Origin of the sequence: Pseudomonas nitroreducens (genome assembly GCF_014204515.1) — a bacterium.
GTDB lineage: Bacteria > Pseudomonadota > Gammaproteobacteria > Pseudomonadales > Pseudomonadaceae > Pseudomonas > Pseudomonas nitritireducens_A.
The window spans coordinates 33,671-56,238 of sequence record NZ_JACHLI010000031.1 but is presented as its reverse complement, the minus strand read 5'-3'; the positions used below and the strand labels follow the sequence as shown (position 1 = coordinate 56,238).

Annotated in this window: 19 protein-coding genes; 6 read left to right on the top strand and 13 right to left on the bottom strand. The window is 67.6% G+C overall.

Annotated elements, in window-relative coordinates; all coding sequences use genetic code 11:
* Positions 1 to 36: 36 nt before the first annotated feature.
* The 5 genes from HNP46_RS27970 (at position 37) to HNP46_RS27950 (ending at position 7,412) form a co-directional block, all read left to right on the top strand.
* Positions 37 to 2,427 carry a LuxR C-terminal-related transcriptional regulator gene (locus HNP46_RS27970; protein WP_184595546.1) on the top strand — a complete coding sequence of 797 codons (2,391 nt, stop codon included), beginning with the start codon at positions 37 to 39 and terminating at the stop codon, positions 2,425 to 2,427.
* A 121-nt stretch (positions 2,428 to 2,548) separates the two neighbouring features.
* Positions 2,549 to 3,886, top strand: coding sequence for a coniferyl aldehyde dehydrogenase (locus tag HNP46_RS27965; RefSeq protein WP_184595544.1), 1,338 nt, complete (start codon positions 2,549 to 2,551; stop codon positions 3,884 to 3,886).
* A 39-nt stretch (positions 3,887 to 3,925) separates the two neighbouring features.
* Positions 3,926 to 5,011: a Zn-dependent alcohol dehydrogenase gene (locus tag HNP46_RS27960; protein ID WP_184595542.1), complete on the top strand. Its 1,086-nt coding sequence runs from the start codon at positions 3,926 to 3,928 to the stop codon at positions 5,009 to 5,011.
* 46 nt (positions 5,012 to 5,057) lie between these two features.
* Positions 5,058 to 6,257: an acyl-CoA dehydrogenase family protein gene (locus HNP46_RS27955; RefSeq protein ID WP_184595540.1), complete on the top strand. Its 1,200-nt coding sequence runs from the start codon at positions 5,058 to 5,060 to the stop codon at positions 6,255 to 6,257.
* Between the two features lie 12 nt (positions 6,258 to 6,269).
* The gene (locus HNP46_RS27950) at positions 6,270 to 7,412 is read left to right on the top strand and encodes an acyl-CoA dehydrogenase family protein (protein ID WP_184595537.1); all 1,143 of its coding nucleotides are present in this window, start codon (positions 6,270 to 6,272) and stop codon (positions 7,410 to 7,412) included.
* A gap of 40 nt (positions 7,413 to 7,452) precedes the next feature.
* Here HNP46_RS27950 and HNP46_RS27945 read toward each other — a convergent pair whose 3' ends face one another.
* On the bottom strand, positions 7,453 to 7,794 hold the full coding sequence (locus HNP46_RS27945) for a hypothetical protein (protein WP_184595535.1): 342 nt from the start codon (positions 7,792 to 7,794) through the stop codon (positions 7,453 to 7,455).
* A gap of 119 nt (positions 7,795 to 7,913) precedes the next feature.
* Here HNP46_RS27945 and HNP46_RS27940 point away from each other — a divergent pair, with 119 nt between their 5' ends.
* A complete protein-coding gene (locus HNP46_RS27940) occupies positions 7,914 to 8,687 on the top strand; it encodes an ABC transporter ATP-binding protein (protein ID WP_184595533.1) in 774 nt (257 codons plus the stop codon).
* 359 nt (positions 8,688 to 9,046) lie between these two features.
* Here HNP46_RS27940 and HNP46_RS27935 read toward each other — a convergent pair whose 3' ends face one another.
* From HNP46_RS27935 to HNP46_RS27880, 12 genes are all read right to left on the bottom strand, one after another.
* The gene (locus HNP46_RS27935; protein ID WP_184595531.1) at positions 9,047 to 10,672 is read right to left on the bottom strand and encodes a hypothetical protein; all 1,626 of its coding nucleotides are present in this window, start codon (positions 10,670 to 10,672) and stop codon (positions 9,047 to 9,049) included.
* On the bottom strand, positions 10,669 to 11,865 hold the full coding sequence (locus HNP46_RS27930) for an MFS transporter (RefSeq protein ID WP_184595529.1): 1,197 nt from the start codon (positions 11,863 to 11,865) through the stop codon (positions 10,669 to 10,671). The genes HNP46_RS27935 and HNP46_RS27930 overlap by 4 nt, the downstream gene beginning before the upstream one ends.
* A 1-nt stretch (position 11,866) precedes the next feature.
* Positions 11,867 to 12,058 (bottom strand): hypothetical protein, encoded by a 192-nt coding sequence (locus HNP46_RS27925; protein WP_184595527.1) that lies wholly within the window; start codon positions 12,056 to 12,058, stop codon positions 11,867 to 11,869.
* Positions 12,055 to 13,206 carry a PepSY-associated TM helix domain-containing protein gene (locus tag HNP46_RS27920; protein ID WP_184595525.1) on the bottom strand — a complete coding sequence of 384 codons (1,152 nt, stop codon included), beginning with the start codon at positions 13,204 to 13,206 and terminating at the stop codon, positions 12,055 to 12,057. The genes HNP46_RS27925 and HNP46_RS27920 overlap by 4 nt, the downstream gene beginning before the upstream one ends.
* Before the next feature lie 21 nt (positions 13,207 to 13,227).
* Positions 13,228 to 15,636 (bottom strand): TonB-dependent receptor, encoded by a 2,409-nt coding sequence (locus tag HNP46_RS27915; RefSeq protein ID WP_260403290.1) that lies wholly within the window; start codon positions 15,634 to 15,636, stop codon positions 13,228 to 13,230.
* Positions 15,637 to 15,760: 124 nt separating this feature from the next.
* Positions 15,761 to 16,699 (bottom strand): FecR domain-containing protein, encoded by a 939-nt coding sequence (locus HNP46_RS27910; protein WP_184595523.1) that lies wholly within the window; start codon positions 16,697 to 16,699, stop codon positions 15,761 to 15,763.
* A complete protein-coding gene (locus HNP46_RS27905) occupies positions 16,696 to 17,202 on the bottom strand; it encodes a sigma-70 family RNA polymerase sigma factor (protein WP_184595521.1) in 507 nt (168 codons plus the stop codon). Before HNP46_RS27905 ends, HNP46_RS27910 begins: the two co-directional genes overlap by 4 nt.
* A gap of 139 nt (positions 17,203 to 17,341) precedes the next feature.
* Positions 17,342 to 18,958: a gamma-glutamyltransferase family protein gene (locus HNP46_RS27900; RefSeq protein ID WP_184595519.1), complete on the bottom strand. Its 1,617-nt coding sequence runs from the start codon at positions 18,956 to 18,958 to the stop codon at positions 17,342 to 17,344.
* 18 nt (positions 18,959 to 18,976) lie between these two features.
* The gene (locus HNP46_RS27895) at positions 18,977 to 20,071 is read right to left on the bottom strand and encodes a polyamine ABC transporter substrate-binding protein (RefSeq protein ID WP_184595517.1); all 1,095 of its coding nucleotides are present in this window, start codon (positions 20,069 to 20,071) and stop codon (positions 18,977 to 18,979) included.
* A 31-nt stretch (positions 20,072 to 20,102) separates the two neighbouring features.
* Positions 20,103 to 20,882 carry an amino acid ABC transporter ATP-binding protein gene (locus tag HNP46_RS27890; RefSeq protein WP_081518195.1) on the bottom strand — a complete coding sequence of 260 codons (780 nt, stop codon included), beginning with the start codon at positions 20,880 to 20,882 and terminating at the stop codon, positions 20,103 to 20,105.
* Position 20,883: 1 nt separating this feature from the next.
* Positions 20,884 to 21,651 carry an amino acid ABC transporter permease gene (locus tag HNP46_RS27885; protein WP_184595516.1) on the bottom strand — a complete coding sequence of 256 codons (768 nt, stop codon included), beginning with the start codon at positions 21,649 to 21,651 and terminating at the stop codon, positions 20,884 to 20,886.
* An 11-nt stretch (positions 21,652 to 21,662) separates the two neighbouring features.
* On the bottom strand, positions 21,663 to 22,469 hold the full coding sequence (locus tag HNP46_RS27880; RefSeq protein ID WP_184595514.1) for an ABC transporter substrate-binding protein: 807 nt from the start codon (positions 22,467 to 22,469) through the stop codon (positions 21,663 to 21,665).
* Positions 22,470 to 22,568 lie beyond the last annotated feature (99 nt).

The window sequence follows — 22,568 nt, the reverse complement described above, 5'->3', positions numbered from 1 at the left end:
CCGCTGCCGGCCAATCCCGTGGAACGAGGCGTCATCATGCCAGGTCTGGGTGTCAGTTCGCGGTGGGCGCCAGCGCCCGTCGCCAGCGCTCCGCCGTTGCCGGAGCACCATGTAGCACGCGCGCCGCTGGCGCGTCGGTTGGCGGGCAGCCAGCAGCGCCTGCTGCTGCTTTGTGCGCCCGCCGGGTTCGGCAAGAGCGTCCTGGCCAGGGAAAGCCTCGCCGCGCTGCAACCTTCCACCCAGGTGATATGGCTGGCGCTGGAGGGCAGGGCACCGTCCCTGGCCGACCTCTGTGCTGCCATCAGCCATGCGCTGGGGGTATCGGAGCATCAGGCGCCGGCTTCCCTGCTTCGCTATTTCGCCACCGCGGGACGACCCTTGCGGGTGGTGCTGGATGATCTTTCCGGCGATCTGTCGATTGAGCTGAACAACTGGTTCGAGCAGCTGCTCGGCCTGTCCGAAAGCCGCCTCCAACTGATGGTCTGCTGCCGTCAGCGTCCCGCCTGGGACCTGCCGCGCCTGCTGCTGCAGGGCGAGTTGCTGGAGCTGGACGAACGCCAGCTGGGCATGATCGACGGGCAGTTCCGGCAGCTCTGCACGCGTTTGCCGGTGGCGCTGGAAGAGGCCGCCCGCGAGCGCATCCACGAGCAGTGCGGCGGCTGGTGGGCCGCTGCCTGCCTGCTGCTGGCCGGCGCCTCGCGCGGCGAGGCGCTGCTGCGCGGTTACCTGGAGCGCGAGGTGCTGGCGCGGTTGGCTGTCGACGAGCGCCGCCTGCTGTTCGGCCTGTGCAACCTGCCACGTTTCAGCGCCGATTTCTGTTCCCAGCTGTGGGACGGACATACCGGCGTGCACCTGTTGCAGCGCCTGCGCCAGCAGCAGGTATTTCTCCAGGCGCTGGACCCGTCGTGCCACTGGTTCCGTATCCAGCCGCTGGTGGCGGATATCCTGCGCGACGCTGTGGAACCTGCCGAACTGGCTCGCGTGCGGCTGCACGCCTGCCGCCTGCTGAGCCTCGCCGGGCATCTGCACGATGCCATCGACCAGGCGCTGCAGGCGCAGCAGCCGGAGGTGGCAGCGACCTATATCGAGCGCCTGAAGCCCAGCTGGCAACTGGCCGAGCGCCACCTGCGTCGGGTGCTGGACTGGCGTCGGCAGCTGCCGGCGCACCTGCTCGAAGGTACGCCGCGGCTGATCTACCTGAGCAGCCTGGCCCTGCTGCTCAGCGGTCGTATCAGCGAGGCGCTGCGCAGCCTGGAAGGTCTGTCGCGGTTCCTGCCCGCCGCTGGCGCGCAGGACAACAGCCAGCTGCTTGCCCACTGGCAGGTGCTGACCGGAGTGGCCCAGGCCTTTCGCGGCGAACTGGCTGCCGCCGAGGCAAACTGCCGGCAGGCCCTCGAACATCTGGCCGCGGCGCCGCGGGACTGGCTGTCGCAACTGCTGTGCCGCTTCACCCTCGGCCGGCTATTGCAGCAGACCGGCCGCCCGGAAGAGGCCCAGCGAGTCTGGGCCTGCGCCCTGGAACAGGCGCGTCGCCAGGGCTGCCAGGACAGCGAGGCGCTGCTGCAGGGCGAACGCCTGCGCGCGCAGATGCTCGATGCACAAGCGGAGCTGGCAGCGCTGCTGCTGGAGGATTGCCTGGCTGGCCGCCAGGCCGCCGGGGTCGAGTGCGATCCGGTGCTGGGGAGGCTGCTGCTGATCCGTGCCGAACTGCAGCTGGCGCAGAGTCGGCCGGAGCAGGGCGAAGCCGACCTGCAGGCGGCACAGGCGCATCTGCGGCGCTGTTCGGCGCCCTTCGTGCTCGCCGGCTTCCTCGGGTTGGCACAGATCGCCGGGCAACGTGGCGATCTGGCTCTGGCCCAGGCGCAGTTGCAGCGCGGCGAGCGGGTGATGCAGTGCGGGCAGATCGACGAGGCGTGCTACCAGCCACTGCTGGCGCTGGAGCGCCTGAAACTGCTGGCCCATGCGGCGGACTGGCACGGCCTGCTGGAGGCCGGCCGGCGTGTGGCGACCAGTTATCCGCTGGGCGCGGCCTTCTCGACCCTGTTGCCACCGACGCTGGCCGCCGAGGTGCAGTGGCTGCTGGCCCGCGCGGAGCAGCAACTGGGACGTCGCGAGCCGTGCCGAAGGCGCCTGCAGGCGCTGGCGGAGCATTGCCAGGGGCATTCCTTTGGCGCCTTGCAGCTCGAAGCACTGCGTCTGTTGCAGGCATTGGAGACGCCGGAGGAGGGCGAGGAGGAGCTCACCGGACGCGAAGTGGCGGTGCTCGAACAACTCGCCCGCGGCCTGTCGAACCAGGAAATCGCCGACGCCCTGTTCCTCTCGGTGAACACCGTCAAGTACCACGCCAAGAACATCAACGCCAAGCTCGGCGCGACCCGCCGCACCCAGGCCATCGCCTGCGCCAAGGCCCGCGGGCTGCTGGCCTGAGCGCCACCCGGTACGTACGCCACCTGATCCGGGTGGCGTGTTCCTACAGACAAAACACCAACCATGGCAGCACTCCCCGGCGTCGGCGCCGGCCCGCACGAGAACAACAGGAGTTTCTGCGATGAGCACCCCCGAGTACCTGGACGAGGCCGCGATCCGCGCCATCCTCGAACGCCAGCGCGCCGCGGCGCTGGCCCACGAGCCGTGGAGCGCCGAACAGCGCGGCGAGCGGATCGATCGCGCCATCGACCTGCTGGTGCGCCACGAGCGGGCGTTGATCGAGGCGATCGGCGCCGACTTCGGCCAGCGCAGCCCGACCTTCTCCCGCCACAGCGACGTGCTGTCGCCACTGGCCACGCTCAAGCAGACCCGCGCCGAACTGGCCGGCTGGATGCAGCCCGAGCCGCGCCCGGTGCCCCGTGGCCAGGCCTGGGTGGAATACCAGCCACTGGGCGTGGTGGGCATCGTCACCGCCTGGAACGTACCGGCCAACATGGTCTTCAAGGGACTGGCCGGCGCGCTGGCGGCGGGCAACCGGGTGATGCTCAAGCCCTCGGAGTTCAACCCGCAGACCTCGGCACTGATCGCCAGGATGCTCGCCGAGGCCTATGCCGAAGACGAGGTCGCGGTGGTCAACGGCCCCGCCGAAGTCGGCCAGGCATTCTGTCGCCAGCCCTTCGATCACCTGCTGTTCACCGGCGCCGCCAGCATTGGCCGGCATGTGCTGCGGGCCGCCGCCGAGAACCTGGTGCCGGTGACCCTGGAGCTGGGCGGTAAGTCGCCGACCATCATTTCCCGCTCCGCCGATCTGGCGAGCGCGGTGGGCCGCATCATTGCCGGCAAGCTGATGAACGCCGGCCAGCTGTGCGTGGCGCCGGACTACGTGTTCGTCCCGCAGGAGTCCGTCGACGCTTTCGTTGAAATCGCCCGCAAGGTGGTGTCCAGGCTGCTTCCGAGCCTGGCCGACAACCCCGAGTACACCGCGATTCTCAACCAGCGCCACTACCAGCGACTGCAGGGCTATCTGGACGAAGCGCGCGGCGCTGGCGTCGAGCTGATGGAGCTGGGCGCCGCCGGCGATGCCCTCGATCCGGCACTCCGCCTGATCGCGCCGACCCTGCTGCGCGATCCGCCGGATCGCCTGCAGGTCATGCAGGACGAAATCTTCGGCCCGCTGCTGCCGATCAAGCCCTACCGCGAGCTCGACGAGGTCATCGGCTACATCAACGCGCGCCCGCGTCCGCTGGGCCTGTACTGGTTCGGCAGCGACCCCGCCGAGGAGCAGCAGATCCTGCGCCGCACCTGTTCGGGCGGCGTGACTCTGAACGAGGTGATGCACCACGCCGCCCTGGAAAGCCTGCCCTTCGGCGGCGTCGGCGGAAGTGGCATGGGCGCCTACCACGGTATCGACGGCTTCCGCACCTTCAGCCACGCCAAGGCCGTCTATCGCGCCGGCTGAGCCTGACGACAGCGGACTTCACCCCTTGAGAAAACAACCATGAAAGCAGCTGTATTCCATCAGGTCGGCGCACCGCTCAGCATCGAGGACGTCGCCATCAGCAAGCCCGGGCCGCGCGAGGTGCTGATCCGCACCGTGGCCGTCGGCGTCTGCCATTCCGACCTGCACGTGATCGATGGCTCCTATCCCTATCCGGGGCCGCTGGTGCTCGGCCACGAGGCCGCCGGGATCGTCGAACAGGTCGGCTCCCAGGTGCGCGCGGTGAAGCCGGGCGATCACGTGGTCACCTGCCTCACGGTGTTCTGCGGCCATTGCGAGCATTGCGTCACCGGGCACCTGTCGCGCTGCGTGTCGCCGGAAACCCGCCGCGGCAAGGACGAGGAGCCGCGCCTGAGCTATGCGCACAAGCCGATGCCGCAGTTCGTCAACCTGTCCGCCTTCGCCGAGCAGATGCTGGTGCACGAGAACGCCTGCGTGGCCATTCGCCGTGACATGCCGCTGGACCGCGCGGCGCTGCTGGGCTGTGCCGTCACCACTGGTACCGGCGCGGTGTTCAACACTGCCAAGGTGCGGCCCGGTGAGACGGTCGCGGTGATCGGCTGCGGCGGCATCGGCCTGGCGGCGATCAATGGCGCGGCCCTGGCCGGGGCAGGGCGGATCATCGCCATCGACATGCTCGACTCGAAGCTGGAGCTGGCCCGCCAGTTCGGCGCCACCGAGGTGGTCAACGCCACGGCCGGCGATGTGGCCAAGCAGGTCCTCGAATTGACCCGTGGCGGCGTGCACCACGCCTTCGAATGCATCGGCCTGAAGCAGACCGCCGAGCAGGCCTTCGCCATGCTCGCCCGCGGCGGCACCGCCACCATCATCGGCATGATGAAGCCGGGTCTGAAGATCGAGGTCGACCCTTACCAGTTGCTGCAGGAACGCCGTCTGCAGGGCTCGCTGATGGGCTCCAACCGCTTCCCGGTGGACATGCCGGCGCTGGTGGACTTCTACCTCGCCGGCCGGCTCAAGCTCGACCAGATGATCTCCCAGCGCATCCGCCTGGAGCAGATCAACGACGCCTTCGACGAGCTGCGCCGCGGCGAGCTGGCGCGCTCGGTGATCGTCTTCGACCAATGACCCGCGAAGGGCCGTGTGCGTGCGGCCCGGTTTCAGGAGTTCACTGATGGATCTGCATTTCACTGCGCAGGAACAGGCGTTCCGCGAAGAGGTGCGCGCCTTCCTGCGCGCCGAGCTGCCCGAGCGGCTGTCCAGCCGCATCCTCCAGGGCAAGCGCCTGAGCAAGGACGACCAGGTCTTCTGGATGCGCAAGCTCAACCAGCGTGGCTGGCTGGTACCCGGCTGGCCGCAGGAATACGGCGGCCCTGGCTGGAGCGCCGTGGAGAAACACCTCTTCGAGGAGGAGTGCTTCGCTGCCGGTGCACCGCGGGTGGTCGCCTTCGGCGCGAAGATGGTGGCGCCGGTGCTGATCCGCTTCGGCACGCCCGAGCAGCAGGCGCGCTTCCTGCCGCGCATCCTCGACAGCTCCGACTGGTGGTGCCAGGGCTACTCGGAGCCTGGCGCCGGCTCCGACCTCGCTTCGCTGAAGACCCGTGCGGTGCGCGATGGCGAGCATTACGTGGTGAATGGCCAGAAGATCTGGACCACCCTCGCGCATTTCGCCGACTGGATGTTCTGCCTGGTGCGCACCGATCCGCAAGCGCAACAGCAGCGCGGTATCAGCTTCCTGCTGATCGACATGAAGACGCCGGGCATCACCGTGCGGCCGATCATCACCCTGGACGGCGAGCACGAAGTCAACGAGGTGTTCTTCGACAACGTACGCGTGCCGGTGGAGAACCTGGTCGGCCGCGAGAACGAGGGCTGGACCTGCGCCAAGTACCTGCTGACCCACGAGCGCACCAGTATCGGCGGGATCAACCAGACCAAGGTGCTGCTGCGCAAGCTCAAGCAGGTGGCAGCCCGGGAACTGCGCAATGGCCGGCCGCTGCTGCAGGACCCGCTGTTCCGCGCCCAGGTCGCGGCGGTGGAGATGCAGCTGATGGCGGCGGACATGAGCAACCTGCGGGCACTGGTCGCCGCCCGCGACGGCGGCGTGCCGGGGGCGGAGAGTTCGATCCTGAAGGTCAAGGGTACCGAGGTGCGCCAGCAGATCCTCTACCTGCTGACCAAGGCGGTGGGCAGCTACGCCCTGCCGTTCCTGGAGGACGAGCTCGGCTTCGGCGAGGTGCCCGGCGGCCCGCTGCACAGCGCCGATAGCGCCACGGCCAGCTACCAGTACCTGGATTCGCGCAAGGCGTCGATCTACGGCGGCTCCAACGAAATCCAGAAGAACATCATCGCCAAGATGATCCTCGAGCTTTAAGGAGCCCGCAGCATGGACTTCCGATTGACCCAGGAGCAGCAGATGCTGCAGGACACCGCGGCGCGGCTGGTACGCGACCACTACGGCTTCGAGCGGCGCGAGGTTTATCGCCGCGAGACCGGCGGCTTCAGCAGGGCGTTCTGGACGCAGCTGGCCGAGCTGGGCCTGTGCGCCGTGCCCTTCGCGGAGGCCTACGGCGGCTTCGGCGGGCAGGGCGTGGAGCTGGGCCTGGTCTGCGCCGAACTGGGCCGGGGTCTGTGCCTGGAGCCCTACCTGCCTTCGGTGATCTTCGCCGGCGGCCTGGTCGCCCAGCTCGGCAGCGCGGCGCAGCGCGAGGCGATCCTGCCGCAGGTGGCCGATGGCGGGCTGCAGCTGGCCGTGGCCCTGGAGGAGCCGCAGAGCCATTACCAGTTGCATGACGTCGTCAGCACGGCGCGGCTGACCGCCGGCGGCTGGCTGCTCGATGGCCGCAAGAGCGTGGTGTTCGGTGGCCAGAGCGCCGGCCTGATCCTCGTCTCGGCACGCACCAGCGGCACCGACCGGGAGGAAGACGGCATCAGCCTGTTCCTGGTCGACCCGGCCAGTGCCGGCGTCAGCCGGCGCGAGTTCCCCACCCTGGACGGGCGCACGGCCTGCGAGCTGTATCTGCACAATGTCTTCGTCCCCGCCGCGGCGCTGCTGGGCAAGGAGGGCGGTGCCCTGCCGGCGCTGCGCTACCAGCAGGGCCGGGCGATCGCCGCGCAGTGCGCCGAGGCGGTGGGCAGCATGGAAGCGGCCTGCGCCTTCACCCTCGACTACCTGAAGACGCGCCAGCAGTTCGGCAGTGTGATCGGCAAATTCCAGGCGCTGCAGCACCGCATGGTGGACCTGCGCATCGAACTGGAGCAGGCCGCCTCCATGGCGCTGCTGGCCGGCTGCATGGCCGATCAGCCGGACAGCGACGAACGCAGCCGGGCGCTGGCGGCGGCGAAGTACATCGTCAGCCGCGCCGCCCGCCTGATCGCCGACGAGAGCGTCCAGCTGCATGGCGGCATCGGCCTGACCTGGGAGTACCAGCTGTCCCACCACGCCAAGCACCTGTGGATGGTCGCCCGGCAGTTCGGCGACGATGACCATCACCTGCAGGCCTTCAGCGAACTGATGGAACCCGCCTGACGCCCCTCTGAGGGCCGCCACTGGCGGCCCGTTCCCGGTCTCAGGTGGGCGGCGTCGAAGTCACCGCCCAGGTGATGATGCTGGCGTTGGCGGCGGTGAACACCAGGGCGAACAGGAAGACTGCATCGGCGACGCGCATCATCCGCTGGCCGCGCAGGGTGCGGTGGGTACGCAGGCTCCAGTAGGCGCAGAAGGCCGAGACCAGATAGAGCATCATGTTCAGCGCGACCAGGTCATCGATGATCAGGTCCTCGTGGCGCAGGGTGAGGATCACCCGGATGATGCCGATCACCGTCAGGCAGACCCCGACCATGGTGGCCGAGACGGAGAAGATATGGACGCAGATGTCGTCGTCGAGGGACGGTGGTTCCGGTTCGTTCATGCTGGCGCGCTCGCACGGTGGGACGTGGGAAAAGCGTAGTCGCGAATCAACCAGAGCTTGAGTACGACGGCCAAGGCGCCTACTGTCAGCGGCTGCCCTCAGTCCCGATACGAACAGCCATGATCGACTTCGATAACGTCACCGCCTACCAGCAGCAGACCCGCGTGCTGGACGGCTTCTCCCTGCACATCGGCGAAGGCGAGAAGGTCGCCATCCTCGGCCCCAACGGCGCCGGCAAGAGCACGCTGCTCAAGCTGATCAGCCGCGAGCTGTACCCGGTGGACCGTCCGGACAGCTCGCTGAACCTGTTCGGCCTGCAGAACGTCACCCTGTGGGACCTGCGCAGCCGCATCGGCTTCGTCTCCCAGGACCTGCAGGAGGACTACACGCCCTTCACCCAGGCGCTGGACGTGGTGATCTCCGGCTTCTTCGGCGCCATCGGCAGCCACGGTCATCTGCAGCCGACGCCAGAACAGGTCGAAAAGTCCCGCGAGATGCTCGCTGCGGTGGAGATGGACGGCTACGCCGAGCGCATGTTCCAGCGCCTGTCCACCGGCCAGAAGCGCCGTCTTCTGCTGGCCCGCGCGCTGATCCACGAACCCTGCGCGCTGATCCTCGACGAGCCGGCCAACGGCCTGGACATGGGCGCCAGCCTGCAGATGCTCACGTTGCTGCGGCGCTTCTGCGGCCCCGAGCACGCCATGATCATCACCACCCACCACCTGGACGAGATCATCCCGGAGATCGAACGGGTGGTGCTGATCGCCAATGGCAAGGTGGTGGCCGATGGGCCCAAGGCCGAGATCCTCACCAGCGAAAACCTGTCGGCCTTGTACCAGGCGCCGCTGAAAGTCACCGAGCAGGACGGCTGGTATCGCTGCTGGCACGCTTGAGCCGATGCGAAAGCTCTGCGCCAGCGTGAGCCTATCGCGGACGGAGTCCGCTGCTACGAGAATCATCGCCCGAAACCGGCCGGGTGCGTAGGAGCAACTGCGGCGTCAGCAATTCGAAGACCTGCATCGCTAGAGAGGCATTTGTAGGATGGCGTGGAGCGAAGCGATACCCATCGATCGCCGTGCAAGGACAGCATGGGTATCGCAAGCTCCACCCATCCTACGTTCTGAGCTGATGCGGAGAGTCTGTGCCGGGTTGAGCCTATCGCGGACAAAGTCCGCTCCTACGTTGGATCAAGTTTCGTAGGAGCGGACTCCGTCCGCGATGGATACCAGCGCATACCGATCTGTCATCGGAGCTATCTGGCAAGCGCCTGCCGCTGGGCGCGCATCGCTCGGATGCGCTCCTGCCAATGCTCGCGTTCGCTTTGCGGCAGCGCGTTCCACCATTGGCTCACCGGGCGGTTGCTGTAGGGCGTCAGCCAGTCGGCGTAGGGCTTCATCTGTGCCTGCGGGAAGCCGTTGTCGCGGCCGCGCAGGTAATGGTCGAAGAAGCCCAGCACCAGCGCGGCGGGAGCCTCGATCAGCACCTCGGTGGGGGCGCTGCCGATCAGCCCGTCGCGCAGTGGCCGGCGCATGTACAGCGCGTTGTCGGTGAGGCCGGCATGCAGTGCGTCGCGCAGCACCAGGCGATGGATGCGCGGGTTCTGCCCGGCGTGCTCCAGGCTTTCGTAGGAGAAGTCGTTGAAGCTGCGCGGTTGCGCCGGCGGCGTCAGGCCGAGCATGCGGTAGAACAGCGACAGGTCCGAATGCAGCATCAGCAGCGGCACCGGCAGGTCCTGGGCGAAGGGCAGGAAGTCGAAGTCGCCGCCGTCCAGGTTCACCGCCGCGGCGCAGCGCTCGTCTACTGTGCAGACCGCGCCGCTGGTGGAGCCGCCGAAGGACATGCCCATCTCGCCGACGTGGGCGAAATCGCTGGCGGCCACCAGCTCGGCGACATTCGGCGGTACTTCGCCGGCCTGCAGGCGGTCATGCACGAACAGCCGATCAGCCAGCCAGACCGGTGCGCTGAGGTGGATGGCGCGATCCGCCGGCGGCTTGAGTTCGGTGGCGAAGCGCAGCTGGCCGTCCAGGCGGCGGGCCAGGTCGTCCTCGCCGTAGCCTTGCAGCAACAGTGGGGAGAAGCCGTGCTCGAAGGCATCGCGCAGATGCTCGTAGAGCGCCGGGTCGGTGGGCGCCACTTCACCGTTGGGGAACAGCGTGGGCGAGGCGTCGCCGCTGTGCTGCACCGAATAGACCGCGTAACCGTGGCTGGCCAGCTCCTCCATGATCCGCCCGTTCATGCCGGCGAACGAGCCGTAGCCGTGGCTGTAGAACACCACGGGCAGGCGGCCGAGGTCGCGTTTCAGCGGCGCGTTCTCGTAGGAGTGGGTGGGCAGGTGGCGCAGGTAGGTGAGCAGCGGCGGGAAATGAAACAGCTCGCCGAACCCACGCGCGGTGCTGCGGCTTTCAGCGAGGCTGAAGTAGTTGCGTGGCTCGCTGCCCGCCGCAGGAGTGGCCGGGTACCAGACCCGCACCAGCAGTCTGCGTGCCTTGCCGGCCGGTGCGCCGAGCACGCCGGTGCGGCTGGCGTCGACCAGCTCGAAATCGCGCACGCCGACCGGATAGGGCCCGCCGGGCGTGGGCAGCGGAGATACAGGGAAGAAATACAGCGCGGCAACCGCCACGCCGGTCAGATGGGTGAAGAACAACCCGGACCAGACCGGCACCCGTGCGCGGCGCCTGCGCCGCAGCAGCAGGCCGAGGAGCAGCAGGACGGCGACCACGACGCCGGCGGCGGCCTGCCAGCGATCATCCCAGACGTCATATAGCGCCACCACCAGCGCCAGCAGGGCGGTGCCAAGCACCAGGGGCCGACGACGCAGCCACCAGCCCAGCAGCGCGAGGACGAGCAGGGCGAGCAGCAGGACGTCGGCTGGGGTCATGCGGCGGCGCTCTTGCGCGACGTGACGGTCCAGACCACGCCGAACAGCAGCAGTGCCGCGACCAGCACGTAAGGAGCGCGGCTATCGACCTGGTGCAGCAAGGTGCCCAGCAGCGGGCCGCTGATCATGCCCAGGCCATGCACGGCCACCAGGCTACCGGCGGCAGCGCCTTGCTCGTCAGCTTCCACGGCGTTGGCATTGAGCGCCGAGACGGCCGGGAAGACCCAGCCCATGCCAGCGGCGGCGACGAAGCAGGAGGCGTAGAGCATCCACGGCGCCACGGCGAAGCACACCGAGGCAAAGCCCAGCGCCGAAACGCTGCCGCCCACGGCGATCAGCCGCAGCGGCGCCCAGTTCAGCTTGCGCACCAGCATCTGCGCACAGATCAGCGCCACGCCCACCGAGGTCAGCGCGATGCCGGCGACCCGCGCCGCATCGGCCGGCGGCAGTTGCAGGCGGTCGAGGGCGAAGAAGCCGACGGTCATCTGCGCCACGGTCACGCAGACCATGGCGATGAAGCCCAGGGTCAGCGAGCGGCGCAGGCGCTGGTCGGTGATCGCCAGGGCCGGGCCCTTGCGTTCATGGGCGCGCTCGTGATGCGGCAGCCACTTCCACAGCACGCCCAGGGCCAGCAGCGGCAGCAGGCAGGTGAGCAGCAGCGGCAGGGCCAGGCCGAGCATGGCCAGCAGGCCGGCGAAGCTCGGCCCGACCACCATGCCCACGGCGCTGGCCGCACCCATGGCGGCCATGGCGCCGGCGCGCTTGTCTGCGGTCACATGGTCCGCCACCAGCGCCGACGAGCACGCCGGCACGGCAGCGTAGAAGCCGCCGGCCAGCCCGCGCAGTGCGACGATGCCGATGAACGCCGGTAACGGCGACATCGAGGTATTCAGCGCCAGAGCCATGAAGGCGCAGAGCAGCGCGTAGGTCACCGCGAAACCGGCCAGGCCGCTGAGCAGCACCCGGCGCCGGCCCAGGCGATCACTGGCGATGCCCCAGACCCGCGCCATGAGCATCCAGGCGATGCCGCCGACGGTCACCGTCATCCCCGCCTGCCAGGGCGCCAGGCCCAGGGTGCGCGCCACCGGGCCGATCAGCGCGACGAAGGACATCACCGCCACCGTACAGACGAAGGTCTCGAACATCAGCGGGCGCAGGTTCAGCGTTGGCGCCTGGGGTGGCATGGCGGTCATTTCAGCGGGGCTCCTTGGGACGGCGAGGCATTCGTGTCCATACAAAGACGATCAGCAGCAGCGGAACACCAAGGGAAATCCACGACAGCACGTCGAAAAGTCCATCGCCCAGCAGCGCCGAGAGCAACCCGAAGGTGCTCAGCACGGCCAGCGCGACGGGCCAGCGGAAGATCATCCAGAGTCCGCGCCTCATGCCTTCACCTCCGTGGCCAGACCGCCGGAATCCAGTTCCGCCAGGCGTTTCTCGATGGGCGTTCGACGTCGGCCGAGCCACAGGTACAGGCCGCTGGCGAGGATGACGATGCTGACCATGTCCAGCAGTGCCCAGACGATCTTCAGCGGCATGCCGCCGTAATCGCCGAAATGCAGCGGCTGGGACAGCAGCAGGGTCTTCACGTACAGCGGCATCTCGCGCATGTCGGTCAGCTCGCCGGTCTCGGCGTCCACCAGCGCGGGCTTGAGCAGGCGTTCGGTGAGCGGTGTGTTGCCGCGCATGAACACGGCGTAGTGGTGCTTGCTGCTGAACTGCGTGCCGGGGAAGCCGACGAAGCTGGGCTCCATGTCCGGCGCCGCCTTGCGCGCGGTCTCGATGGCCTTGTGCAGCGAGCCGAGCTGCTCCAGGGGCGGCGCGTCCTTGTAGGGCGCGGTCATCTCGGCCAGTTGGCCGCCTTGCCAGAGCATGAGGATCGGCAGCGCCAGGGTGTTGATCACCCCGGTGACGCCGACCACCGTCACCCAGGCGAGGGTGACGATGCCCAGCACGTTGTGCAGGTCCAGCCATTTCAGCCGCGAGCTGCGCTGGGAACGCACGGTGGCGAAGTCCAGCTTGCGCATGAACGGCGTGTAGACCACCACGCCGGACACCAGCGAAGCCACCAGCAGCAGGCCCATGAAACCGAGGAACAGGTAGCCGGGCAGGCCCATGAACAGGTCGGTGTGGAGCTTGAGCATGATGTACATGAAGCCGCCCGGCGGCGGCAGCGGGTCGAAGAACTCCCCGGTGCGCGCATCGAAGGGCTGGATGTGCCCGTCGTCCGGCGGCGGCACCAGGGTCGCTGCGGTGAGCACCGCGCCCAGCGGATCGTCCTGTTCCCAGAACACGAAGCGCACCACCTCGCCCGGGCGTTTCGCCAGGGCGCGGGCCACCACGTCGTCGTAGTCGATCTTCGGCGACGCTTCGCTGAGCGGCTTGAGCTCGGGGTGCGGCTCGAAGTAGTGCTCGATCTCTTCGTGGAAGATCAGCGGCAGGCCCGTGAGGCAGAGCATCAGCAGGAATACCGTGGAGATCAGGCTCGTCCACTTGTGCACCAGGTACCAGGTGCGGAGGGCTTTGGCGGTCATCGTCAGGCTCGTTGGTTCTCGTTAGAAGTCCACGCTCGCGGACAACTGCAGGGTGCGTCCCTCGCCCAGGTACAGGTACCCGGCGGTGGAAGTGCCCCAGTAGTCCTTGTCGAACACGTTGTCCAGGTTGGCGCGCAGCACCACCGGCTTGCCGAGGGTGTCGAAGCGGTAGCGCGCGCCCAGGTCCAGGCGCCACCAGTCGGGGATGCTCAGGCTGTTGGCCTGGTCCACGTACTGCTCGTCGGTGTAGATCGTGCGGGCGGTGACGGTCAGGCCTGGCACCTGGGCGATGTCGTACTCACCGCCCAGATTCAGCTGCTTGCGCGGCACGCCGATGCCGTTGTTGCCGTCGTACTGGCCATCCTGGGTCCTGGTCAGCTTGGCCTGGGTATAGGAAGCGCCGCCGAGCAGGCGCACACCTTCGGTCACCTCGCCGAACACGCTCAGCTCCAGGCCGCGGTTGCGCTGCTCGCCGCCGCGGGTGAAGCGGCCGTTGTCGTTGACGCTGCTCGGGCGCTTGATCTCGAAGGCCGCCAGGGTCGCGCCGAAGCCGTCCCACTCGCCCTTGACGCCGACTTCCTTCTGCTTGGAGACGTAGGGCGTGAGCATTTCGCCGGCGTTGGTAGTGCCGATGGGCGCTGTCTCGCCGGGGCTCAGGCCTTCGATGTAGTTGGCGTAGAGCGAGATGTTCTCCCACGGCTTGACCACGATGCCGCCCATGGGGGTGGTCTTCTCTTCGTCGTAGCCGTTGCCCACCGGAGTGCCGACGTTCATCTCGTAGTTCTGCGATTCCACCCGTTGCTTGCGTGCGCCCAGGGTCAGCTCCACCTGGCCGTCGAGGATCGACAGGGTGTCAGCCAGGGCATAGCTGGTGAGGGTGGCGGCGGTGTACTTCTGCACGTTCTTCGGGTAACCGTCGGTGCTCGGCGTGCCTGCGTAGACCGGGTTGTAGAGGTTGGAGGCGCGGGATGGGAAGGCGGTGTAGAGGAAGAAGATGTCCGAGTTCTGCACCACGCGGGTGGCGCCGAAGTTCAGCTTGTGCTGCACCGGACCGGTGTCGAAGGTGCTGCGCAGGCCGGCTTCGGCGGAGTGCGAGCCGACGTCGTAGACCTGCCAGGCCGGGCTGGACACGAAGTCGCCATCGTTGCCCACCAGCACGGGGTTGCCGGCCAGGGCGTCCATCTCGCTGCGGCGGTCGCCGTAGCCGGCGTAACCGGTCAGCCAGTCGGTGAGGTCGTATTCGCCACGGAACACCAGGGTGCGGTCGACCATCTCCGAATCGCCGTAGCCGGGATAGTTCAGGTCGTTGTCCGGCGCGTGGGGAATCTTCGTCACGCCGGGGCCGGCGGTGAACTGGCGGACCACGTTGGTGATGTCCTCGCGCTGCCAGATGTAGTCGGCGGACAGGCGCAGGCGCTCGCCGGCGTAGTCCAGGCCGAGGGAGCCGAGGCCGTCTTCCAGTTCCTGCTTGTCGACGGCGGTGTCACCGTTGCGGTAGACGCCGTTGAAGCGCACGCCGAATTCCTTGCCTTCGCCGAAGCGGCGGCCGGCGTCGACATGGGTGCCGAATACCGAGTCGGAGAGGTAGTCCATGGTCACGCGGGTCAGCGGTTCGTCGCCGGCGCGCTTGGTCACCAGGTTCACCGCGCCGCCGACGTTGCCGCTGGGCGGCATGCCGTTGAGCATGGTGCTCGGGCCTTTCACCACCTCCACGCGCTCGGCCATCTCCACCGGCACCCGGAAGAATGGCGCCAGGCCGTACATGCCGTTGAGCGCGACGTCGGCGCTGACCACCGGGAAGCCGCGCAGGGAGAAGTCCTCGTTGAGGTTGGTGCGCGCGCTGCCGATCTGCGCCGAGGGCTCGTTGCGTAGCACATCGGCGACGCTGCGCGCCTGCTGGTCCTGGATGGTCTTCTCGGTGTAGCTGGTGATGCTGAAGGGCGCGTCCATCAGGTCGGTGTTGCCCAGCAGGCCGAGGCGGCCTCCGCGGGCTACCTGGCCGCCGGCATAGGTGGCTGGCAGGTCTTCGGGGCCAGAAGCCTGACCGGTGATCAGCGAGGGCTGCATCTGCAGCGTGCCGTCGCCGGTCGCGCGGATCAGGGTGAAGGTGCCGTCGCCGCGTTCCTCCAGCTCCAGGCCGCTGCCTTGCAGCAGGCGCTCCAGGGCGCCCTGGGTCGAGTAGTTGCCGCTCAGGCCGGGGCTTTGCAGGCCATCGGTGAGCGCCGGATCAAAGGATAGATGCACGCCGGTCTCGGCGGCGAAAGACGCCAGGGCGCGGCCCAGAGGACCGGGGGCGATGCTGTAGCTGCGCACTTCGCCGGCGGCCGGAGCGGCCAGCACCGGGGCGGCGACCGCCACGGCGAGGGAGAACAGCGCGGTGCGTACCGCCAGGGAAAGCGAGGAGGGCTGGGCTTGTCGATTGCTGGACATGGACGGGGTACCTTCGGGCCTCTGCGGGCTTCGTGTCGGGAGATATTCCCCTGTTGCCAGCCGAAGTGAGAAAAAGTCTCACTTCTTTTTGAAATTATTTTGCATTAACTCGCGGCGCCTGTCTTCAGGCGGCGCTCAGGGTGATCCACAAGTCCGTGACCCGGCGGATGCGCAAGGGGTAGGTGGAACGCAACATCGACAGCGCCAGCTCGCTGTCCAGCAGCGGGAAGGCCCCGGAAACCGCCAGTTGCGCCACCGCCGGATCGCAGCGCAGCACTCCGCGGCGATAGCGGCCCAGTTCATCGAGCAGCGTCTGCAGGGGCATGCGATCGGCCATCAGCATGCCGTGGGTCCAAGCGTCGGGACTGAGGATCGGCGCCATGGCGGTAATGCTCTGCACCGACAGCGAGACCGACTCTCCGGCCCCCAGCCACTGGCTGTCGCCCTGCAGCGGCGCCACTTCCACGCGACCGCGCAGAACGGATACGCGGGTGGCCTGCGCATCCTGGCGCACATTGAAGCGGGCCTCGGCGGTACGAATCCGGCCTTCGCGGGTGGTCACCAGGAAAGGGCGACTGTCTACCCGCGTGTCGAGGAAGATTTCCCCGCGCAACAGGCGCACCAGCCGCTGTACCGGGGTAAAGGCGATGTCCACGGCGCTGTCGGTATTGAGCGTCAGCAGGCTGCCATCGGGCAGCGGCCATCTGCGCTGCTCGCCCACGGCGGTGTGCTGGTCGGCGCTCCAGTCCTGCCAGGGCTGCGTGCGCCAGGCGGCCAGCCCCACCGGCGCAACGGCCAGCAGTACGGCCAACTGCTTGAGGGCGCGGCGGCGGTCAAGCTGGCGTTCACGGCCCAGTGCAGGCATCGCCAGCGCCGGGGGCAGGCTGCCGAGCTGGCCCAGCAGGCGTTCGGCGCGATCCCAGGCGCGGGCGTGCTGCGGGCTCTGGCGCTGCCAGTCGGAGCAGGCGCGGCGGGTTTCCTCGCTGGCGTCCTGCTGCAGGCGCACCAGCCAGTCCGCCGCCTCGTCGAGGATGCGTGCGGCGATGGGTTCGGCGGCGCTCACTCCATCAGCTCCAGGCAATGGCGGAAGGCCTGTTGCATGTAGCGCTTCACCGAGCCAAGGGAGACGCCCAGGCGCTCGGCGATGGCCTCGTATTTCAGACCTTCGATCTGCGCGAGCAGGAACGCCTGGCGCACCGGCTCGGGCAGGCGGGCGAGGAGGGCATCGATCTCGTGCAGGGTTTCCAGCACCAGATAACGCTGCTCCGGCGAAGGTGACAGCTCCTCCGGCAGTGTGGCGAGGGCATCGAGGTAGGCACGTTCCAGCGACTGGCGCTGGTACCAGTTGATCATCAGCCCCTTGGCCACCGTGGTGAGGTAGGCGCGCGGCTCCCGCGCTTCCAGCACCCGGCGCGAACCGAGCAGGCGGGTAAAGGTGTCCTGCGCCAGGTCGGCAGCCTGTTCATGGCAGCCCAGGCGACGGCGCAACCAGCCCTGCAGCCAGCCGTGATGGTGCTGGTAGAGCTCGCTGACGGCGGCGTGGAGTGGGGCGTCGACGGAGGACATGGCGAAACTTTTATCATTTGAGAATGCTTCTCATGATAGTGGTTGCCATGGGGGCCTCACAAGCCCTGCGAGGAGGATAAGTGCGGTGCAGTGGCGCGGATGTCGGCGGCCCGCCAAAGCAGGTGGGCCGCCGCTTGCCTCAGCAGACCGCGATATGCGAATCCGCGCGCGGCTCGGTGCCGCCGCAGAGCACACCGGTTGCTGGATCGCGGACGATGATCTGCCCGCGCCCATAGTCGGTCAGGTCGCAGGCGATCTCCACCTCGTGGCCGCGTCGCGCCAGGCCGAAGGCGAGGTCGCGGTTGGCGTGCTGCTCGATGCCGACCTTCATGCCGCCCAGCCATTGCCAACGCGGGGCGTCCAGCGCGGCCTGGGGGTTGAGGCCGAAGTCCACCAGGTTCATCACCATCTGCACGTGGCCCTGGGGCTGCATGTAGCCGCCCATCACGCCGAACGGGCCGACAGCCACGCCATCCTTGCTGAGGAAGCCGGGGATGATGGTGTGGAAGGTCTTCTTGCCCGGCGCCAGGGCATTGGAGTGCGCAGTATCGAGGCTGAACTCCGAGCCACGGTTCTGCAGGCCGATGCCGCTGTCGGGCAACACCACGCCGGAGCCGAAGCCGTGGTAGGCGCTCTGGATGAACGAGACCATGTTGCCTTCGCCGTCGGCGGTGGCGATGTACACGGTGCCGCTGGAGTGCGGGTCGCCATGCTTCGGCTCGGCGGCCTGCTCGCCGATCTCGGCGCGACGGCGTGCGGCGTAGTCGTCGGAGAGCAGCGCGGCGGTGCTGACGCGCATGTGCTCGGCATCGGTGATGTAGTGCAGGCCGTCGGCGTAGGCCTTCTTCATCGCTTCGAGCTGGCGGTGCCAGGTGAGCTGGCTGTCGCGCTGGTCGAAGTCGTAGCCCTGGAGGATGTTCAGGGTCATCAGGGCGATCAGGCCTTGGCCGGCCGGCGGGATTTCCCAGACGTCGTAGCCGCGGTAGTTGGTCTTGATCGGCTCGACCCACTTGGGTTTGTAGCCGGCCAGATCGGCAGCGCTCAGCTCGCCACCGGTGGCGGCGGAGTGGGCGGCCAGGCGCTCGGCGATGGCGCCGCGGTAGAAGCTTTCGCACTTCGTCTCGGCCAGCTCGGCGAGGGTTTTCGCCTGGGCCGGGTTGCGGAACAGCTGGCCGGCGCGCGGTGCCTCGCCATCGATGGTGAAGGTGTCGAACCAGGTTTCCAGGGCCGGCACAGCGGCGCGGCTCTGCTGGTATTCGCGGCGGGCGATTTCCCATTGGTGGGCGACCACCGGGGATACCGGGAAGCCGTCACGGGCCAGGGCGATGGCGGGCTGCAGCAGGTCGGCGAAGGGCAGTTTGCCGAAGCGCGCGGACAGCTCGGCCCAGGCCGAGGGAATGCCCGGCACGGTGACCGGCAGCCAGCCGTGCACCGGCATCTTGTCGTGCCCAGCGGCTTTCACCTTGTCGATGGAAATGGAAGCCGGCGCATGGCCGCTGGCGTCCAGGCCGTGCAGCTGGTCCTTGACCCAGACCAGGGCGAAGGCGTCGCCGCCGATGGCGCAGCCGGTGGGTTCGACCACGGTCAGCGCGGCGGCGGTGGCGACGGCGGCGTCGATGGCGTTGCCGCCGGCACGCAGCATGGCGATGCCGGCCTCGGCAGCCAGGGGCTGCGAGGCGGCGACCATGCCGTTGCGGGCGAACACGCTCTGGCGCTGGGAGGCGTAGGGGTACTCATGAGCGGAAAACTTAAGCATGGCAGGGCTCTTCGAAGGTCATTGGCCAGTCTTGATTCGGGTCCATTCGCGGGTGATCACGCGCTGGATCTTCGGCGGCAGGTCGGCGGAGACGTAGAGCTTCTCGATCACCGCGTCGCTGGGGTAGATGCCGGGGTTGTCACGTACTTTCGCATCGAGCAGCGGCGTGGCGTCCGGGTTGGGGTTGGCGTAGCCGACGTAGTCGCTGACCGGGGCGATCACTTCCGGGCGCAGCAGGTAGTTCACCAGCGCGTGGGCGCCCTTGGGGTTCTTCGCGTCACGCGGGATGGCGAGCATGTCGAACCACAGGTTGGCGCCTTCCTTGGGGATCACGTAGCGCACGTCGATCTTCTTGCCGGCTTCCTGGGCGCGGGTCTGCGCCTGCATCACGTCGCCGGAGTAGCCGACCGCCACGCAGATATCGCCGTTGGCGAGGTCGGTGGTGTACTTGGAGGAGTTGAAGTAGGTGATCGACGGGGCAAGATTCTGCAGCAGGGCGGAGGCCTTGGTGTAGTCGTCCGGGTTGGTGCTGTTCGGGTCCAGGCCGAGGTAGTGCAGCGCCTGCGGGATGATCTTCACTGGTGCATCGAGGAAGGCGACCCCGCAACCGTGCAGCTTGGCCAGGTTCTCCGGCTTGAAGATCAGGTCCCAGGAGTCCAGCGGGGCGTTGTCACCCAGGGCGGCCTTGACCTTGTCGTAGTTGTAGCCGATGCCGACCGTACCCCACATGTAGGGCACGGCGTACTGGTTGCCCGGATCGGCAGCTTCCAGGCGCTTCATCAGGCGCGGGTCGAGGTGCTTCCAGTTGGGCAGCTGCGAGCGGTCGAGTTTCTGGTAGACGCCGGCGTTGATCTGCTTGGTGAGGAACTGGCTGGACGGCACCACGAGGTCGTAGCCCGAGTGGCCGGAAAGCAGCTTGGCCTCGAGCATCTCGTTGGTGTCGAAGACGTCGTACTGGACCTTGATGCCGCTGTCCTTCTCGAAGTTCTTCAGGGTGTCCGGGCCCATGTAGTCGGACCAGTTGTAGAAGCGCACCAGCTTGTCGTCGGCCTGGGCGGCGGTGGCGCAGGCGAGGAGGGTGAGGGTGCTGGCGAACAGAACGCGTTTACGCATGACTTGTCCTTGTGGTCTTCAAATGACGTTGCTAGAGAACGCGGCTGAGGAATTCCCGCGTGCGCGGGTGATGCGGATTGCCGAAGACCTGCGCTGGCGGGCCTTCCTCGATGAGTTCGCCTTGGTGCAGCACCACCACGCGGTCAGCCACTTCGCGGGCGAAGCCCATTTCGTGGGTAACCACCACCATGGTCATGCCTTCGTCGGCCAGCTCCTTCATCACCTGCAGCACTTCACCGACGGTTTCCGGGTCCAGCGCACTGGTGGGTTCGTCGAAGAGCATGGCCTGGGGCTTCATCGCCAGGGCGCGGGCGATGGCCACGCGCTGCTGCTGGCCGCCGGAGAGCTGGCCGGGGTAGTGCTCGGCCTTGTCCGACAGGCGCACCCGTGCCAGGAGCCGGCGTGCCTGGTCCAGCGCCTCGCCTCGGGGCACGCCGAGCACCTGGGTCGGTGCTTCGATGATGTTCTCCAGCACGGTCATGTGCGGGAACAGGTTGAAACGCTGGAACACCATGCCGATGTCGCGACGGCGGCGGGCGATGTTGCTTTCCGAGTCGCGCACCAGCTTGCCGTCGGGGCGCTCGCGGTAGCCCATCAGTTCTCCGTTGACGCGGATGCTGCCGCCCTGGATGTCTTCCAGGTGGTTCATGCAGCGGATGAAGGTGGTCTTGCCCGAGCCGGAGGCGCCGATCAGTACCACCACTTCGCCACGCCGTACTTCCAGGGAGACGCCCTTGAGGATTTCCAGCTCGCCGAAGGCCTTGTGCACGTCGCGGGCCTGGATCACCACGTCTTTCATGTCCGGGATCATTTCAACGCCCCCTCAGCAGTTTCATCGCCTGCCGGCCGAACATCCGGTTCGGTGCCGCGGGCTGGCCGTCGGATTTGCCGAAGCGCACTTCCAGCCAGCGCTGGAAGAAGCCCCACAGGGTGGTCAGGGCGAGGAAGTAGATCGCCACGACGAGGTAAAGCTCGAACACGCGGAAGGTCGCCGAGGTGACCATCTGGGTGCTCAGCAGCAGCTCCTGCACGCCGATCACGCTGACCAGCGTGGTGTTCTTCAGCATCACGTTGAACTCGTTGCCCAGCGGCGGAACGATGACGCGGAAGGCCTGGGGCAGCACGATGCGGCGCATCAGCTTGGGGAAGGTCATGCCCAGGGACCTGCCGGCCTCGTACTGGCCCTTGTCCACCGCGCCGATGCCGGCGCGGATGATCTCGGCCATGTACGCGCCTTCGTTGAGCCCCAGGGCGATGATCGCCGCCTGGATGTTACCGGGCAGGATGAACAGCCCCAGGTCCAGGTCCTCGAAGCGGAAGAGGCCGCCGGCGGCCAGTGCGGTGTAGAGGAAGACGATCTGCACCAGCAGCGGCGTACCGCGCATCAGCCACACGTAGAAGCGCACCGGGTGCTGCAGCAGCGGGTTGGTCGACAGGCGCATCAGCGCCGCCAGCAGTCCGAGCACGCAGCCCAGCAGCATCGCGCTGACAGCGATCACGCACGTCAGCCAGAGGCCGTAGAGGTAGATGTCGCTCGGCCGCAGCAGGTATTGCCAGAAAACGTCCCAACTGAAGTTCATGGCTCGTTACCTCAGTCCAGTTTGTCGCCTTCGATGTGCCATTTGGCCAGGAGCGCGGCGTAGCTGCCGTCGGCCTGCATGTCCTTGATGATCTGGGTGACGGCCTCGCTGAGCTGCTTGTCTTCCTTGCGGATGCCCAGGCCGGTGAGGATGCGGGCGAAGGCCGGCACGCCGATCTCGAACAGGTCCGGCGCCATGCTCTGGTAGTAGCCGGCGGTTTCCACGGTGGTGCCGTAGGCGTCGGTCTGGCGGATGCGCAGGGACTGGAAGGCGTCGGTGTCGGTGTTGTAGACCACCACCTTCATCGGCGGCTTGCCGGCCTTGGTCAGCTTCTCGTTATGGGCGTCCAGCAGGGTACGGATGGTCGAGCCGTTGAGCACCGCGACCTTCTTGCCGGACAGATCGTCCAGGCTGCGGATGCCCTCGGGGTTGCCCTTGCCGACCACCACGGCCTGACTGGAGTACATGTAGTTGACCATGTCGATCACTTCGCGCCGTTCGGGCTTGTCGAACAGCTGGTCCACCAGCATGTCGCACTGGCCGGCCAGCAGCGCCGGGATCAGCCCGGAGAACGGCGTGATGCGCCAGTCGATCTTCTTGTCGCCCAGACGCTTGGCGATGGCTTCGCCCAGGTCGATGGTGACCCCGGTGAGCTTCTGGTTGGCGTCATAGAAACCCATGGGCGGGGAATCCATGCCGCCGCAGAAGGTCACCTTGCTGGCGTTCTGCAAGCGATCGGGAATCTTCACCTCGGCGTGCGCCAGCGGGGCGGCCAGGCAAAGGGCGAGAAGGCACTGCGGGATCCTGCGTTCGAACATGTTGCTCTCCGGGGTGGGGTTGCCAGGGGCAGTTCAGGGACACAGAAGTACGGGTCTAGGCGCCCGTTGCTTCGATTCGCTGCTTCGTGGATTGCGTTT